Raw genomic sequence first — 15,976 nt, 5'->3', positions numbered from 1 at the left:
AGGCTCCGGCAAATTAGTGATACAGCGAGGCTGCAGCAGGGTCGGGCCGGGTTTTAAAGCGGCGGTGTAACCACATATATTGTTCCGGATGACATAACACTGCCTGTTCAACCCATTGGTTTACCCGGGTGACATCCAGTTTATCGTCACCGCTGGGAAAGTCTTTAAAGGCAGGTAAGACCTGGATTTGGTAGCCCTGATAATCGGGGAGCCGGCTGGTAATGATCGGAATCACCACGCAGTTAGCGGCATTGGCAAACAGCAAAGTGCCGGTAGTGGTGGCGGTATCCGGTACGGCGAAAAAAGGCACGAATTCAGCGCGATTACGGCCGTAGTCCTGGTCTGGTAAATAAAAGCACACTTCCTGCTTATTTAAGGCCTGAATCAATCCTTTGACGTCACGTTTGCCAATCATATATTTATTGGAGCGGGCACGACCATGGTATTGCAAATAGTCCCATAATGGATTGTTATTTGGTCGGTAAAAACCAACACTGGGATGCGTCAGGCCAAAGACCCGACAGGCCGCTTCCAGATGCAGAAAATGCGCAGCAAGCAATAGTACCCCTTTGCCCTCAGACAGCGCCTGCTGAATATGCTCATAACCTTTAAAATGCGCCAGCTTCCTGATCCGCCAATCTGGCCACCACCAGCCAATCACCGTTTCGAGCATGGCTTTACCACTTTCTTCGGCATTGCGTTGCAGTAACAGCTCGCGTTCAGCCTCTGGCATCTCAGGAAAGCACAACTCCAGATTACGGCGCGCTATCTTTTGCCGGGATTTTAGTACTTTGAATAATAACCGGCCGAAAGCAGCGCCGAATACCATTAACATCCGATAGGGTAGCCAGCTAATCAGATACAACAAACCTGCACCCAGCCATACCAGCCAATATTGCGGTAATAAAAAACGCCAACTAAAACGGGGAACATTAACCACTATCGAGACTTCCGGAAAATCGAATTGCCGGTATTGTAACGGAAAACCGCCGTCAGAAAAGCCGAAACTGGTAGGAGGATGCGGGTGCGCCTCAGGCCGCACCCGCTTAAGCTTAATTGATCAGTGCGCTGTTAATAGCTAACAGATCTTGCTCGGTCAGGTTACCGGCTGCCTGTTTTAACTGCAGTTGTGCCAGAATGTAATCATAACGGGCGCCAGAAAGATTACGTTGCGCATCGAACAGGTTGCGGGTGCTAAGTAACACATCGACAATAGTCCGGGTACCGACCTCAAAACCCGCTTCAGTGGCTTGCAGCGCACTTTGCGCTGAAATCACCGCTTGCTCCAGGGCGCGAATGACTGACATCTGGGAATTGACATCGTTAAATGAGCTGCGAACCTGACGTACGACAGAGCGGTGAGTTTGCTCAAAGGCCTGGCTTACTTCAACATAGTTAGCCTGTGCAACACGTACACCGGCTTCAATACCGCCACCGGCATAAATCGGTACTGACAAATTAATCCCAATCGAGCTGCTGTCTGAGCGATCGAAGCCTGAGACCTTAGACACGCCTAAGTTAGCGCTGGCGTCTAACGTCGGTAAATGGCCAGATTTTGCCAAATCAATGTCTAATGCTGACACATCCAGCGCAATTCGCTGTGCTTTTAACGCCAGGTTGTTTTCCTGAGCGATACTTACCCATTCGGTGACCACTTCTGGCGATGGCCGGGAGGCAGAGAATTTGTCAGTATCCAGCTGTGCCACCTGAGCATGGTATTGGCCGGTAATTTCACGCAGTGCTTCGCGGGCATTTTCCAGTGCATTTTCACTGCTGATTTCGCGGGCGACAACGCTATCAAACTGTGCCTGGGCTTCATGAACATCCGTAATGGCAGTTAGACCTACCGCAAAACGCTGTTTGGTTTGCTCCAGCTGGCGCTCGACTGAACGTTTTTCCGCGGCGACAAAAGTCAGGTTGTCACGGGCTTTCAGTACGTTAAAGTATGCATCGGTAACCCGCACAATCAGCGCCTGCACTTCAGCATCATAAATTGTTTGGCTTTGCAGCGCGATTTTCTCAGCGCGGTCTAAACCTTGCCAGTTGCTCCAGTCGAACAACGATTGTCTGGCCTGAATACCGGCGCCGACAGAATTGCTGCCACTAAAACGCAGGTTATCACCGGTAGAACGGCTGACGTCAGCACCGAAAACAACACTGGGTAATAAGCGGGCTTTTGAGACATCAATACGTGCTGTCGCGGCATCGCGGCTGGCGGCTGCACGCTGTACCACAGGATCTTTTTGCGTAGCCAGTTGATACACAGTTTGTAAATCTTCAGCACTCAAATTCAGGCTGAACAAACTCAGAGATGACAGCACCAAAGTGCTTAAGAGGGTTTTTTTCATCTTTATTAATCCTGGTGATAAACGAAAGTGCGTATAAGTGCCCAAATGATAACCTGTTAACGTAAACTAGGTAATGATTATACCGTAAAGTTACCCTGAAGAGTGTAACAAAATGTGAGGACACCTATGTCAGAATTCAAGGTACGTCAGTATCCTGCTTTTGCGGCAACAGATCTGGAAATATTCGATAAAAGCACCGTTTTTCAGGGTTTTTTCCGGATTGAGCGCTGGCAACTGCGGCATAAATGTTTTGCCGGCGGCTGGAGTGACGTGATGACCCGTGAAATTTTTGAGCGTGATCAGGCGGTCGTGGTGCTGCCCTACAATGCCGGGACCGACGAAATCGTGTTAGTGGAGCAGTTCCGGGTCGGCGCTGTGAGTAGTGGCCAGAGTCCCTGGCTGCTGGAAGCCATTGCCGGTATGATTGAACCAGGACAAAGCCCGGAGCTGACGGCGAAACGGGAGGCGCTAGAGGAGGCAGGTATTGAACTGACAGAGCTGATGCCCATGTTACACTATTACTCCAGCCCGGGTGGTAGTACCGAACGGATCCAGCTATTTCTGGGGCGTTTAACCGCGCCGGTCGCGGAGGGGATCTTTGGTTTGAGTGCCGAGCATGAAGATATTAAAGTTCATGTCATGCCCAGAATGCAGGCTATGCAGCTGCTGGCTGAAGGTAAAATTGATAATGCCGCCACAGTAATTGCCTTGCAGTGGCTGGCGTTGCATTTGTCTGACGTGACAACACGCTGGGGAAGCTGATTGCTAAGAAAGTCGTATATACCCTACCTGCCGGATTTTTTGAGCTTGTGCGAGCGCAACTATGCCGCTTTACACCGCTTACTGCCGGCTTTGTCAGAGGTCGGAACCCACAGTGATATTCAGTTTGGGATAGCCAGCCGTTACCGGCTAACTATTCTGGAGGTTGCGCCCTTTACGACCCGGCTGAAGATTGCGCTACTGCAAGATCAGCAGTCGTTGTCCCAGCCCGGCTTTTTTCAACCTGATTTTGACGTACAGTTGTATCACGATGCCCGCCTGGCGGAGGTGGTGCGGGTACAGCAGCAATGGCGTTTTTCGGCAGTCTATCCTTATCCGAATCCGACGATGTCCCAGCCGGACGAAAAACGGCAAATTAATTTGTTATTACGTGACTGGTTAAAACTCTGCGCCAAGGCGGGTTACCGCACTGAACCTGAGGTGTTTCGTTAAGCATGAAATCTTTTGTTTTTCCGCATCAGCACAGCTACCGCCTGGTACAGCTGACAGATTGCCATTTGCTGGCGCAGCCTGATGGCTGGTATCAGGGTTGTCAGCCGGCGCTGCATCTGCGGCAAATTATTGCGTTTTTGCAGTCTGACCGGCCTGACGCTGTAATTCTGACCGGTGATCTAACGCAGGATCACAGTGCCGCAAGTTATGCTTTGCTGGCGGAATTGCTCTGCCCGCTGGATTGTCCGGTATTTCTGGTGCCGGGCAATCATGATGATTTGCACTTGCTTACAGAACTCACGCAGCGCAGGCCTTTTGTTGCGGCCGAGAGTCTGCTGTTGGCTGATTGGCAGCTGTTTTTATTGGATAGTAAAGGACCGACGCCAGCCGGCAGCTTTCCGCAACCGAAACAACAGGGGCTAGAGCAGCAGTTTAGACAGAGTACGAGCGCGCATTTTTGGCTGTTTATGCATCATCATCCGCAACCCTTAGCCTGTTTTATTGATCAATACGGCCTGACCGAACAACAGGCATTCTGGCAGTTGCTGCAAGATGAACCCAGGGTCCGCGGACTCAGTCATGGCCATGCTCATCTGGCTTATCAACGCCAGCAGCAGGGGATCCAACTGGTCGGCTGCCCTGCCAGCTCAGTGCAGTTTTTGGAAACACCTGACTGGCAAACCGTCAATCAGGGGCCACAATGGTGTGAATGGCAATTTAGTGCTGGCGGTACCGTACGCTGGCAGTTTAAGAGGATTTAATGCTTTATTACTTACATGGTTTTGCCAGTTCCAGTCAGTCGGAGAAAGCCCGCCTGACGGTGGATTATTTTTCAACTTTACCCGGGGTTCAGATTACTGCCCTGGATTTACCTTACACCCCGGATGCAGCCATGGCGGTATTGGCGCAACAAATTACTGCGCCGCCAACAGCCATGATTGGTAGTTCACTGGGTGGTTTTTTAGCAACGGTGTTAGCGGAGCACTATGGTTGCCGCGCCTGTTTAATTAACCCGGCAGTCGCGCCGCACAAAGTGCTGGCAGACTATATCGGTGACTATCATCATCCTGTCTTGCAGCAGCGTTACCAGGTACGGACCGAACATATGACGCAATTGGCCAGCCTGATGCCCTTGACGCTAAAGCGGCCAGAACAGTATTTTGTACTATTACAAAGCGGCGATGAGGTGTTAGATTACCGCCAGGCTCTGGAATATTATCAAGGCGCCCGTTTTGAGCTGGTTGAAGGTGGTGACCACAGCTTTGTTGGCTATCAGCAATACCTGGCAAAGATCGCAGAATTTTGTTTGCAACAGCCGTAAACAGGAAGCAACGATAACAATATGACTGAACAACTCTATAACGCCGAATCGATTGAGGTGTTAACCGGTTTAGAACCGGTACAACGCCGCCCAGGTATGTATACCGACACCACCCGACCCAACCATCTGGCGCAAGAAGTTATCGATAACAGCGTCGATGAAGCCCTGGCCGGCCATGCTGATCTGGTGCAGGTGATCCTGCACGATGACCAGTCGATCGAAGTCATTGATAATGGCCGTGGTATGCCGGTGGATATCCATCCGGAAGAAGGCGTCAGTGGCGTCGAGCTGATTATGTGCCGCTTACATGCCGGTGGTAAGTTTTCAAACAAAAATTATCAGTTCTCGGGTGGTTTACACGGCGTTGGGATCTCGGTCGTCAATGCGCTGTCCAGCCGGGTTGAAGTTAGTATCCGTCGTGATGGCAATGTTTATGACATGGCCTTCGCTGATGGTCACAAAGTCTCTGAGCTGGCGATTACCGGCACTGTCGGTAAACGTAATACCGGTACCCGGGTGCGCTTCTGGCCGACAGCGTCCTATTTTGATTCCCCCAAATTTTCGGTCAGCCGCCTGTTGCATGTGTTAAAAGCCAAGGCTGTGCTATGCCCTGGGCTTACGGTTAAATTTGACGATAAGGTCAACCAGCAACAATACCAGTGGTGTTATCAGGCCGGGATCCGCGATTATCTGGCCGAAGCAGTGCAGCAATATCAGGCCTTGCCGGATCACCCTTTCGTTGGCCAGTTTGCCGCCAGCACCGAAGCGGTGGAGTGGGCATTGTTATGGCTACCTGAGAGTGGCGAGCTGATCACGGAAAGCTACGTCAACCTGATCCCGACGGCGCAGGGTGGTACCCATGTCAATGGTCTGCGTCAGGGGCTGTTAGAAGCCATGCGCGAATTTTGCGAGTTCCGCAACTTATTACCCCGCGGCATTAAACTGTCACCGGAAGATTTATGGGACCGTTGTGCCTATGTGCTGTCGCTGAAAATGCAGGATCCGCAATTTGCCGGTCAGACTAAAGAGCGCTTATCGTCGCGGCAATCGGCTGCTTTCGTCGGCGGTATTGTCAAAGATGCCTTTAGCCTGTGGTTAAATGAGCATACTGATATCGCGCTGGCACTGGCGGATTTCTGTATCAACAATGCGCAGCGACGCTTAAAAGCGGCGAAAAAAGTCGTGCGTAAAAAGGTCACTTCTGGCCCGGCACTGCCGGGTAAACTGGCCGATTGTTCGGCCCAGGATCTGGCCCGTACTGAACTGTTTCTGGTGGAAGGGGATTCTGCCGGTGGTTCAGCCAAGCAAGCGCGTGACCGTGAATTTCAAGCGGTGATGCCACTGCGCGGTAAAATCCTCAATACCTGGGAAGTCGAATCCTCGCAAATTTTAGCCTCGCAGGAAGTACATGATATCTCTGTTGCAATAGGCATTGATCCGGATTCTGAGGACCTTTCGGCGCTACGTTACGGCAAGGTCTGTATCCTGGCGGATGCTGACTCCGATGGTTTGCATATTGCTACCTTATTGTGCGCGCTCTTTATGCGGCATTTCCGCCATTTGGTAGAGCAGGGGCATGTGTTTGTTGCGATGCCGCCGTTGTACCGGATCGATATCGGCAAAGATGTTTACTATGCGCTGGATGAAGAAGAGAAGAACGGTATTCTGGATCGGATCGAAGCGGAGAAAAAACGTGGCAAAGTCAATGTGCAGCGTTTTAAAGGTTTGGGCGAAATGAATCCGTTACAGCTAAGAGAGACCACCATGGATCCGAATACCCGCCGCCTGGTGCAGCTGACTATTGACGATGCACCGCAAACTCTGGAGCTGATGGATATGCTGCTGGCGAAAAAGCGCGCCCATGATCGTAAAGACTGGCTGGAACAAAAGGGTGATCGGGCAATCATTGCCTGACGGTTCGTGCACTTATGACCAGGTTTATCGCAAATTATGTCTGTCGCCCTGTCTCGTCGTTGCTGCTCGCCGTCCTGTTACTGCTGAGCGCACCGTTACTGGCTGAGCCGACACCACTCTGGTTGCAGCAACTTGCTGGTGAAAAACACCAGGCACCACAGCGGGTATTAACTCAGTTGCAGGAACAGCAAATGCAATTTCTGCAACTGAACGAGATGCAGCAAGCATATTGGTTGAACATTCAGGCCACCGCTTACAGTCATCTTGGTCGCTACCCTGAGCAACAGCAAGCGGCGCTGCAAGGGCTGGCGTTGTTAGATGATAAGCCTTCAGTGTTAAAAGCTGAGTTACTCTATGAATTGGGTTACGCCCGGGAAATGCAGCTGGCGCTTAATGAAGCCCTGAACTGGTATCAACAGGGGTTGGCGATAGCACAGCAACTCAATGAAACCAAGTTGCGTTTGCGTGGTGTGATTAACATCGCGGCGGTGGATTCATTGCAGGATCGTGACCAGCAAGCGTTACAGGCACTGAAACAGGCGTATCAGGAAGCGCAGCAATTACAGGATAAGGAAATTTTAGCCGAGGTCAATGCCCAGCTTGGCCTGATGTATTCGGCGCTGGCGCTGGAGCAGGAAGCGCTGGATTTTCTGGAGCAGGCCTTAACCTTATATGACGAACTGGGCTGGCAGAAAAATAAGATCACCGTACTGTATAACCTGGCGCGGAATTACAGTGCGCTGAACAAAGCCGATCTGGCCTTGCAAAGTTTTGAGCGTATGCTGCAGTCAGCACAGGCTGAGCAAGACTTGCTAAGTATGTACTATGCATACAGCGGGTTGGCGATAACCAGCAATGAAATGGACCGGGCGCAAATCGCGTTACATTATATGGAAAAAGCCGAGGAGTATCTGGAGCTGATCCAATCGACCTATTATCTGGCTGGACATCATTTTGAAAAAGCGCTGATCTATCAAAAGTTACAGCAAAACTCTCTGGCACTGCAGCAATTGCAACTGGCTGAAGATTACATGCAACAACAAGAAAAGCATGATGCCGGAAATATGCTGCTGGCATTAAAGCTGTTAAAAGCCGAATTACTGGCCGGGCAAGGTCAGTTTGAACGTGCCTATCAGCAGCTATACAGTTTTGTCGGCGATTATCAGCAACTACGCGACAAAGAAACCGAAGTTGAGCTGGCGAAAGTGCGGCTTGGCTTTGATAGCGAGCGCGAAGTTGCCCGGCAGAGCTTGTCCGAACAAACCGCCCAACTGGATAATTTAAAACAGCTCGAATCGGCGCATAGCCGGCAAATTCGCTGGTTATGGTTGGCGCTGTTCGTCAGCAACAGTTTGCTGTTTATTCTGTTTATCCAGCTGCGCCGGCAACGCCGGAAGACAACGACACAGGAATCGCAATGACCGAAACCATTATTACCGCAGACGGTACCGAACAGTTACCGCTGCGGCGTTTTACCGAAGACGCCTATCTGAACTATTCGATGTACGTCATTATGGACCGGGCCCTGCCACATATCGGTGATGGCTTAAAGCCGGTACAGCGCCGGATTATTTATGCCATGTCAGAGCTGGGCTTATCACATCTGGCGAAATATAAAAAATCGGCCCGTACTGTCGGTGACGTGCTGGGTAAATATCACCCGCATGGTGACTCGGCCTGTTACGAAGCCATGGTGTTAATGGCGCAGCCGTTTTCATACCGCTATCCATTGGTGGATGGTCAGGGTAACTGGGGGGCGCCGGACGATCCTAAGTCGTTCGCGGCGATGCGTTATACCGAGGCTAAGCTGTCGCGCTTTAGTGAAGTGCTGTTATCGGAGCTGGGCTCAGGTACGACTGACTGGATCCCGAATTTTGACGGCACCATGGACGAGCCAAAGGTGCTGCCATCACGCTTACCGCATATCTTACTGAATGGCACCACCGGTATTGCCGTGGGCATGGCAACCGATATTCCGCCGCATAACGCCCGCGAAGTGGCCAATGCCTGCGCTGCGCTGCTGGATAACCCACAGGCCAGTGTCACCGACTTGCTGCAGTATGTAAAAGGCCCTGATTATCCGACTGATGCGGAAATCATTTCGTCAGCCGACGATATCGCAGCCGTGTATCAGACCGGCCGCGGCAGCATTAAGATGCGCGCCCTGTATCAGCAGGAAGACGGCGATATTGTGATCACAGCGCTGCCGCACCAGACCTCGGGCTCCAAGGTGCTGGAGCAGATCGCTGCGCAGATGCAGGCGAAAAAGCTGCCGATGGTATCGGATTTACGCGATGAGTCGGATCATGAAAACCCGACCCGTATCGTGATTGTGCCGCGCTCAAACCGGATTGATGTTGAGCAATTAATGCAGCATCTGTTTGCGACCACTGATCTGGAGAAAAGCTACCGGGTTAACCTGAATATCCTTGGTTTGGATCACCGGCCCAAAGTCCGCAATCTGGTGGAAATCCTTGGCGAATGGCTGACTTTCCGCCGCGATACGGTGCGCCGGCGCCTGCAATACCGGCTGGATAAGGTATTGGATCGCTTGCATGTATTAGAAGGTTTATTAATTGCCTTTCTGAATATTGACGACGTGATCCGGATTATCCGCACCTATGATGAACCCAAACCTGAGCTGGTCGCCTTTTTCGGCATTACCGAACGTCAGGCCGAAGCCATTCTGGAATTAAAACTGCGGCATTTGGCCAAGCTGGAAGAGATGAAAATCCGCGGTGAGCAGGATGAGCTGAGTAAAGAACGGGATAAACTGCAGGCAATTTTAGGCTCAGAGAAAAAACTGACCAAACTGATCCGGGATGAACTGCTGGCTGATGCCGAAAAATATGGCGATGAACGCCGCAGCCCGATAGTACAACGCGAAGAAGCCAAAGCCTTAACCGAGAAAGAGCTGTTGCCCAGCGAAGCGGTAACAGTGGTACTGTCGGAAAAAGGTTGGGTACGCTGTGCCAAAGGCCATGATGTGGATGGCAATGCATTAAGTTATAAAGCCGGTGATGCGTTTAAAGCACTGGCCAAAGGCCGCTCTAACCAGCAGGCAGTATTTTTGGACTCTTCCGGTCGCAGCTTTGCCACTGAAGCCCATGAGTTGCCATCGGCGCGCGGGCAGGGCGAGCCGTTAAGCGGTCGCTTTACCATTGTCGCCGGTGAGAGTATTGAGCATGTGCTGCTGGGTGATGAGAAACAAAGCCTGCTGCTGGCCTCGGATGCGGGCTATGGTTTTGTCGCCGAATACAGTGATTTACTCAGTCGCAATAAAGCCGGTAAGGCGCTGTTGAGTTTACCGGTTGGTGCTAAGGTGTTGCCGCCGGTGATTGTTGGCGATCCGGAGCATGATTTGCTGCTGTGTATCTCTAACGAAGGGCGGATGCTGTTGTTCCCGGTAACAGAGTTACCGAAACTCAGTAAGGGTAAGGGCAATAAGCTGATGTCGATTCCGTCGGCTCGTGCCGCCAGCCGCGAAGAATATGTTACCCAGCTGGCGGTAGTGCCGGCAACTGGCAGTGTCACGCTGGTGGCGGGTAAGCGTAAACTGAGCCTGAAAATGGACGATCTGGTGCATTATCAGGGCGAGCGTGGCCGGCGTGGTAATAAACTGCCTCGCGGTTTGCAGCGGATTGATGAAGTGATCGTCAACAGTAGCAGTGATCAAACCAGAGACGCCGAGCAATAAGTTATACTAGGCCCCTTGTTATTCTTTGACCTTGCAAGGGGCCTGTTTTGGTTGCCGTTGTTCGTTTACTGCTGTTAGCGCTGTTTTTTATTGTCAGTACTGTGGCGGGCTTACTAATCTGTTTGCTGCGCCCGTTCCATCCCAACAATGTGTATTGGTTTAGCCTCTGGTATGGCAGTGTGTCCCGCATCCTCGGTATTGAGGTGGAAATCCGCCGCGATCCGGCGATCCTGGCCGGTGAACCCTATGTGTTTGTCGCCAACCATCAGAATAATCTCGATCTCTTTACTTTAAGTGGTTCAGTGCTGCCGCGTACTGTAACCATTGGTAAAAAAAGCCTGAAATATATTCCGTTTTTTGGTCAGCTGTATTGGCTAAGTGGCAATTTCCTGATTGACCGAGATGATAAAACTAAGGCGCTAAGCACGATGCTGGCGGCGGCCGAGCGGATTTCCAATCAAAAGATCTCGGTGTGGATGTTCCCGGAAGGCACCCGCAGCTATGGCCGGGGTTTACTGCCCTTTAAGATGGGCGCCTTTCATATCGCGCTGGAAGCCAAAGTCCCGCTGGTACCGGTCTGTATGAGCAGCACCCATCAACAGTTTAAGCTTAATCGCTGGAATAATGGTAAGGTGATTATTCAGATGCAGGCGCCGGTGGAACTTAGCAAAGAGCAGAATATCCGTCAGTTTGCCAAAGATCTGCGCAACCAGATGGCGGCGCAGATCAGCGCCCTTGATGCTGAGCTGGGTAACGACTACACTTCGCAGCAACAACCGCAATCAGAGTAATAACCCATGGAAAACTGGCAAGAATTTACTGAAGAAACTATCGCTGCCTTATTAGAAGATGGCAGCGATCCGGATGCGATGTACACCATTGAGCATCACTTTTATGACCAGGATTTTAATAAACTGGAAAAGCTGGCTGTTGAATTATTTAAGCTCGGCTATGAAGTGACTGACGCTGAAGAAGTGGAATTTGAAGACGGCGGCAGTGCCTGGGTATTTGATGCCATCCGTGAGCAATCCCTGGAAGCGGCCAGTATTACTGCTGATGCGATCAAGCTGGAAGCGCTGGCGAAAAAGCATCAGGTCGAATATGACGGCTGGGGCACCTACTTTGAAGGCGATGAAGACGAAGAGTGGGACGAAGACGACGAGGAGTAAGCCGTCGCTGCTTTAACCTCGTAAGCCGTGTTAGCAGCCAGGCAGAGTAGCCTGGCTGTTAGTGCGCTAATTATTCAATGTAAATAGCAACCGCTTGCGCTACACGCTGGAGCCGGTTTTCAGTTATGGCATAGCCTTGATTACCATCATAGCTACCAGTGCGCCTGAAAAGCTCTGTTTCATCATGCAGTGTGGTCAGAATCAGACCATTAGCCCCAACTTCAGCGGCCTGCGTTTTCAGCGATGCTAATAATTCGTCCGTCAGCTTTGCGTCTGCAGCTGTTAGCCGGGCTGGACTCATCGCGGTTAATACCGCAATTTTCTCAAATTTTTCCGGTGTGCTTTCCACCATAACCACATCAGACACTGCAACTGCCGGACGTGCCTGACCGATCAGTTCCGATTCCACGGTCGGTTTCAAAGCGCAGCCGCTTAGTACCAGCGTAGTTAATAATAGTGCAGTAATTTTCATGCTTATGCCTCAGACAAAGGTTAGACCCTACTCCTAGCTCAGTTTAGACAGCTCTGATGAATATGCAAGATAATTCTCTCTTTATTTTAACTATTTAATAACTATATACCAGGGTGACTTACTTAGGCTAAAGATCATATTAGCGACCGGTGTCAGCCTCGTAACAACGTCATTGGAGCTTTGTCTCGCTGAAGTGCTTTTTCCCTACGTTTGGGAGCTATCAAACAACATCGCTGATCGTTTTTTGGGGAAACACAGTAACAGTTAGCAGGAAATCAACCTGCTCAGCTGCAGCACTTAAAGAACATGTTATGACGATACTCAGGTCAATCAATACACTACTGATTACTACTGCGTTGCTGTTTAGTACAACCGCTATCGCCCGTCAAAGTGCTCCGGATCCAGCTCCACAAGGGTTGCTTTATGGTGTGGGTGTCGGCATTAATCAGGAGATTTACCAGGGTTATAAAAGGCGGGTGATTCCGCTACCGTTAATCGGTTATCGCGGTGAAAAGCTTTCTGTTTATGGTCCCTTTGTCAGTTATCAGTTAATGCGGGCAGGTGACCTCAGCTTTAGCGCTAAGCTGGCGCCGCGTTTTGCTGGCTTTGATGATTCTGATAGCGACATTTTTATTGGTATGGCAAAACGTAAAACCTCACTGGATGCCGGTTTGGGTCTGCAGTATCAACTGGCCGACTGGACCGTCGAAGCTGAAACCCTAATTGACGTACTGGGTAATTCCAATGGCTATGAATCGAAAATTAAACTGAGTTATGGCCTGCGTTTTGGACCGGTACAGTTAAGCCCGTCCCTGGGAGCCAGTTATCTTAGTGATAAGCTGGTCGATTATTACTATGGCGTAAGGCCAGAAGAAGCAACGTTGAACCGCGCTGCCTATCAGGCTGGCTCGACCGTTAATTACCACACTGGGCTGGCGCTAAGCACACCAATTTTGTTCGGTGGCATGACCCGACTGGGGATAGAGCATCACTGGTATGGCAGCAGTATCGCCGATAGTCCACTGACCGACCGCGATACCGGCTTTTCAGTTATTCTGTCCTGGAGCCGGTTTTTTTAACGCCAACAGTCTCCGGACCTTTGCATTTTCGCTACTTTCGGTGTTGTATTAACAACACGCTCCCAAAAGCAAGGTGTGCCAATGAATGACGCAGCCGTTATGGCATGGTTAGCTGAACAACAAGATCCGCGCGGTATCCAGCACTGGCAAAAGTTAGGTGCGGCAACCGCGGGTTTACACAGTTATGGCATCGGCCTGACTAAATTACGCCAATATGCAAAGCAGCTGGGGCGAAACCGCGCACTGGCGCAACAGCTATGGCAAAGCCAGTGCCATGAGGCGAAAGTACTGGCATTATTAATCGACGATCCGACGCAAATGAGTCGTGCGCAAGCCGAGCAACAGGTTGAGCAGGTTGGCGCAGGCATGCTGGCGCATGTCTTTGCATCGTGCGATGCGACGCTGGCGAAAGCCCCTTTTGTGATGGAGTTGGCAAATGACTGGCTGAGTAGTGAAGACCCGCTGCGTCGCGAATGTGGTTATGGCTTGTTATACGAAATTTCCAAGTTCAAACCCAAAAAAGCCCCGGACGACAGCTATTTTCTGAGCCAAATCGCCCGTATTGACCAGCAAATTGCACAGCAACCAGAACGGGTGCAGTTAGCGATGGCGACGGCCTTAATGGGAATCGGGAAACGCAATAAAGTGCTTAACCAGGCGGCAATAGCGGTGGCGCGTGCCGCCGGACCCATTGCCTTCACCTCTGCCAGCGGTAACTGTGAGCCCTTTGATGTGCTGAAACACCTGACGGCGGAACGCTTGCAACAACAACTGCAATCATAGTTGCCGGTTGTAGATAAGCAGACTCATCAGGGCGTCCAGCAGCCCCCAGCCACTGCATTGCAGTAGCGCGTAACTCGCTGGCCGGCTTAACGTCATGGCTGTTTATCCTGTGGTAAAAGGGTTGTAGCGGGCTTGGCCAACCAGTCGGCAAATAATGCCATGCCCTGTTCGGTAACGGGTAGCGCAATATTAGTCAGGATCACCAGCCCTTTTTGCTGTGTGGTATCGAACACGACCAGACTACTAAAGCCGGCGGTTTGGCCGGCATGCCAATGCCAACCCTTAGCGGTCAGCATCCAGCCGGGTGTCATGGCAGGTTGGTCGTTAAGCGGCAGTGGTGTCAGCCATAACTGCAGTAGCGGGTCGGTGTTGGCCGTGGCGAAGATGTGCTTAAGCATCCCCGCCATATCTTCAATACTGGCGATCACTGCGCCGGCACCGGCCAGGCTGTCAAACTGCCAGTTAGCAACCTGCTCACCGTTAATGGCATAACCGCGAGCCAGTTTCGGCAGGGCAGCGGGGGTACCGGCGTGAGCTGGCAGCGACAGCTGCACTTTGGCCGTTGGCATCGCCAGTGGCTGGAATACACGCTGCTGCATCAGCTCCGCATAGGGCTGCTTTAACTCAGCGGCCAGCAGCCAACCCAGCAGACCATAGCCATAGTTAGAGTAGCCAAACTGGCGCTCAGTAAAGTCGGTTGTGGTGAGCGCGGCACGCAGCTCATTATCGTGGTAACGGGCATAAGGGTTACGTAAATCGTCCAGTGGTAAATTAGCCGGCAGCCTTGGCAAACCACTGCGGTGAGTCAGTAATTCAGCCAGGGTATATTGATGCGTTGCCAGTTCGGGCATGGCGAACTGTTGTGCCAGTGGCCGGTCGAGGTGCCAGCGCCCTTGCTGCACCAGACTCAGCACCGCCAGCGCGGTAAGGGGTTTGGATACCGAGCCAATTTCAAATAAGGTCTGCCGGTCTACCGCTTGGCCAGCGGCTTGCTGTTGGGTATCGGCCAGACCATGCAATTGGTATTGCACCTGCTGACCATCAATCAAGGCGATAGCAACACCATGCTGGCCAAACTCCTGTTTCAGCCAGCCGGGTAACTGTTGTAACGTCAGTGGCTCAGTGGGTGTCAGGGCTTTTTTTTTAAATTAAGCGGCATGGCCCGGCCCTGAATAAAGTTGCCTTGCCATTCATCCTGTTGCCACTGCGCCTGATAGCTGGCATTAATCATTTTCGAACTGAAACTGAGTTGTTCAGCACTGAGGCTGAATTGGTCAACCGGAATACCATAGCTTTGTTGTTTCGGGCTATCCAGAGTGACATGGTAGCCACCGGCGATAACGGCGACATTCAGCACCAGGGGTAAGCTGGCATTATTGCCAAGCGCCAATTCACCTGCCCATTGTTGCTCCTGTGCCAGACGTTTTGTATCAGCATCGCTGAGCCGGGTTAGCGTGATGGGGATGGCGCGGCCCTGAGTAAAGACGCCGGTCAGCTGTTCACCGGTAAATTCGCCGCTAAAATTCGCACTTAATGCGTCGGCAGCAAATTGCAACTTAGTGCCTTGCAACGTCATACTGCTGGGTAAAATGGGTTCTGAATGTTGATTTGGGCTAAACAGTTCCAGCTGATAGCCCTGTTCTGCCGGGCTAAGTTTAACACCCAGCACTATGCCCACTTCCGGTGCCAGCTGTAACACGCCACGCCAGTTGCCGCTGTAATCCTCAGCCAGGCTGGCAAAGCTAGCCATTAACAGACCGCTACTGATCAGAATGTTGTTCATGGTCGTTCCTCCTTTTAATTGAGCTTACAGCATAAAGCGTCTTGATCCATGCTACCGGTATTATATGACCAGCGGTTATGCAGCGATTTAACCGGTTAACTGAGCTGACGACTAGATTATTGACAGTGTTTAGATTGAGCACTTCGTTACAATACCAAATTACTTTAGTAAGGAATTATTTTTTATCTCTGTTTTGTG

At 51.3% G+C, this 15,976-nt stretch carries 16 protein-coding genes; 11 read left to right on the top strand and 5 right to left on the bottom strand.

Annotated elements, in window-relative coordinates; all coding sequences use genetic code 11:
- Window positions 1–13: 13 nt before the first annotated feature.
- Window positions 14–940, bottom strand: coding sequence for an LpxL/LpxP family Kdo(2)-lipid IV(A) lauroyl/palmitoleoyl acyltransferase (lpxL, locus tag AAY72_RS15880; RefSeq protein ID WP_057788965.1), 927 nt, complete (start codon window positions 938–940; stop codon window positions 14–16).
- A 112-nt stretch (window positions 941–1,052) separates the two neighbouring features.
- The gene (gene tolC, locus AAY72_RS15875) at window positions 1,053–2,348 is read right to left on the bottom strand and encodes an outer membrane channel protein TolC (RefSeq protein WP_057788852.1); all 1,296 of its coding nucleotides are present in this window, start codon (window positions 2,346–2,348) and stop codon (window positions 1,053–1,055) included.
- A gap of 126 nt (window positions 2,349–2,474) precedes the next feature.
- Here tolC and AAY72_RS15870 point away from each other — a divergent pair, with 126 nt between their 5' ends.
- From AAY72_RS15870 to rraB, 9 genes are read left to right on the top strand one after another with little or no spacing between them, the layout of a single operon-like run.
- Window positions 2,475–3,110, top strand: a complete 636-nt coding sequence (locus AAY72_RS15870) for an NUDIX domain-containing protein (protein ID WP_057788850.1) — start codon at window positions 2,475–2,477, stop codon at window positions 3,108–3,110.
- A gap of 45 nt (window positions 3,111–3,155) precedes the next feature.
- Entirely contained in the window at window positions 3,156–3,560 is a 405-nt protein-coding gene (locus AAY72_RS15865; protein ID WP_008985500.1) for a DUF1249 domain-containing protein, read from the top strand.
- 2 nt (window positions 3,561–3,562) lie between these two features.
- Entirely contained in the window at window positions 3,563–4,321 is a 759-nt protein-coding gene (locus AAY72_RS15860; RefSeq protein ID WP_057788848.1) for a metallophosphoesterase, read from the top strand.
- Window positions 4,321–4,881 carry a YqiA/YcfP family alpha/beta fold hydrolase gene (locus tag AAY72_RS15855; RefSeq protein WP_057788847.1) on the top strand — a complete coding sequence of 187 codons (561 nt, stop codon included), beginning with the start codon at window positions 4,321–4,323 and terminating at the stop codon, window positions 4,879–4,881. Before AAY72_RS15860 ends, AAY72_RS15855 begins: the two co-directional genes overlap by 1 nt.
- Window positions 4,882–4,902: 21 nt before the next feature.
- Window positions 4,903–6,795: a DNA topoisomerase IV subunit B gene (gene parE, locus AAY72_RS15850; RefSeq protein WP_057788845.1), complete on the top strand. Its 1,893-nt coding sequence runs from the start codon at window positions 4,903–4,905 to the stop codon at window positions 6,793–6,795.
- 14 nt (window positions 6,796–6,809) lie between these two features.
- On the top strand, window positions 6,810–8,216 hold the full coding sequence (locus AAY72_RS15845; RefSeq protein WP_057788844.1) for a hypothetical protein: 1,407 nt from the start codon (window positions 6,810–6,812) through the stop codon (window positions 8,214–8,216).
- On the top strand, window positions 8,213–10,492 hold the full coding sequence (gene parC, locus AAY72_RS15840; protein ID WP_057788842.1) for a DNA topoisomerase IV subunit A: 2,280 nt from the start codon (window positions 8,213–8,215) through the stop codon (window positions 10,490–10,492). The genes AAY72_RS15845 and parC overlap by 4 nt, the downstream gene beginning before the upstream one ends.
- Before the next feature lie 47 nt (window positions 10,493–10,539).
- On the top strand, window positions 10,540–11,283 hold the full coding sequence (locus AAY72_RS15835) for a 1-acylglycerol-3-phosphate O-acyltransferase (RefSeq protein ID WP_057788840.1): 744 nt from the start codon (window positions 10,540–10,542) through the stop codon (window positions 11,281–11,283).
- Between the two features lie 6 nt (window positions 11,284–11,289).
- A complete protein-coding gene (rraB, locus tag AAY72_RS15830) occupies window positions 11,290–11,661 on the top strand; it encodes a ribonuclease E inhibitor RraB (RefSeq protein WP_008609175.1) in 372 nt (123 codons plus the stop codon).
- A 70-nt stretch (window positions 11,662–11,731) separates the two neighbouring features.
- Here rraB and AAY72_RS15825 read toward each other — a convergent pair whose 3' ends face one another.
- Entirely contained in the window at window positions 11,732–12,133 is a 402-nt protein-coding gene (locus tag AAY72_RS15825; protein WP_057788838.1) for a hypothetical protein, read from the bottom strand.
- Window positions 12,134–12,444: 311 nt separating this feature from the next.
- Between AAY72_RS15825 and AAY72_RS15820 the strand changes: the two genes are divergently transcribed.
- Complete coding sequence (locus AAY72_RS15820) at window positions 12,445–13,212, top strand: MipA/OmpV family protein (RefSeq protein WP_057788836.1); 768 nt, start codon at window positions 12,445–12,447, stop codon at window positions 13,210–13,212.
- A gap of 81 nt (window positions 13,213–13,293) precedes the next feature.
- Window positions 13,294–13,995 (top strand): DNA alkylation repair protein, encoded by a 702-nt coding sequence (locus AAY72_RS15815; protein ID WP_057788834.1) that lies wholly within the window; start codon window positions 13,294–13,296, stop codon window positions 13,993–13,995.
- A 92-nt stretch (window positions 13,996–14,087) separates the two neighbouring features.
- Here the strand turns inward: AAY72_RS15815 and AAY72_RS15810 are convergent, their stop codons facing one another.
- A complete protein-coding gene (locus tag AAY72_RS15810; protein WP_255355991.1) occupies window positions 14,088–15,083 on the bottom strand; it encodes a serine hydrolase in 996 nt (331 codons plus the stop codon).
- Between the two features lie 41 nt (window positions 15,084–15,124).
- Window positions 15,125–15,778, bottom strand: a complete 654-nt coding sequence (locus AAY72_RS15805) for a hypothetical protein (RefSeq protein WP_057788832.1) — start codon at window positions 15,776–15,778, stop codon at window positions 15,125–15,127.
- Window positions 15,779–15,976 lie beyond the last annotated feature (198 nt).

Origin of the sequence: Alishewanella sp. WH16-1 (assembly GCF_001441695.1) — a bacterium.
Lineage (GTDB): Bacteria > Pseudomonadota > Gammaproteobacteria > Enterobacterales > Alteromonadaceae > Alishewanella > Alishewanella agri.
The sequence above is the reverse complement of the archived record's forward strand: the minus strand, read 5'-3'. Positions and strand labels throughout refer to the sequence as shown.

What these genes read in the sequence shown, in the direction of transcription:
- tolC (WP_057788852.1), bottom strand. Translation starts at nt 2,348, where the DNA reads ATGAAAAAAACCCTCTTAAGCACTTTGGTGCTGTCATCTCTGAGTTTG.
- AAY72_RS15870 (WP_057788850.1), top strand. Translation starts at nt 2,475, where the DNA reads ATGTCAGAATTCAAGGTACGTCAGTATCCTGCTTTTGCGGCAACAGAT.
- AAY72_RS15860 (WP_057788848.1), top strand. Translation starts at nt 3,563, where the DNA reads ATGAAATCTTTTGTTTTTCCGCATCAGCACAGCTACCGCCTGGTACAG.
- AAY72_RS15855 (WP_057788847.1), top strand. Translation starts at nt 4,321, where the DNA reads ATGCTTTATTACTTACATGGTTTTGCCAGTTCCAGTCAGTCGGAGAAA.
- parE (WP_057788845.1), top strand. Translation starts at nt 4,903, where the DNA reads ATGACTGAACAACTCTATAACGCCGAATCGATTGAGGTGTTAACCGGT.
- AAY72_RS15845 (WP_057788844.1), top strand. Translation starts at nt 6,810, where the DNA reads ATGACCAGGTTTATCGCAAATTATGTCTGTCGCCCTGTCTCGTCGTTG.
- parC (WP_057788842.1), top strand. Translation starts at nt 8,213, where the DNA reads ATGACCGAAACCATTATTACCGCAGACGGTACCGAACAGTTACCGCTG.
- rraB (WP_008609175.1), top strand. Translation starts at nt 11,290, where the DNA reads ATGGAAAACTGGCAAGAATTTACTGAAGAAACTATCGCTGCCTTATTA.
- AAY72_RS15825 (WP_057788838.1), bottom strand. Translation starts at nt 12,133, where the DNA reads ATGAAAATTACTGCACTATTATTAACTACGCTGGTACTAAGCGGCTGC.
- AAY72_RS15820 (WP_057788836.1), top strand. Translation starts at nt 12,445, where the DNA reads ATGACGATACTCAGGTCAATCAATACACTACTGATTACTACTGCGTTG.
- AAY72_RS15815 (WP_057788834.1), top strand. Translation starts at nt 13,294, where the DNA reads ATGAATGACGCAGCCGTTATGGCATGGTTAGCTGAACAACAAGATCCG.
- AAY72_RS15805 (WP_057788832.1), bottom strand. Translation starts at nt 15,778, where the DNA reads ATGAACAACATTCTGATCAGTAGCGGTCTGTTAATGGCTAGCTTTGCC.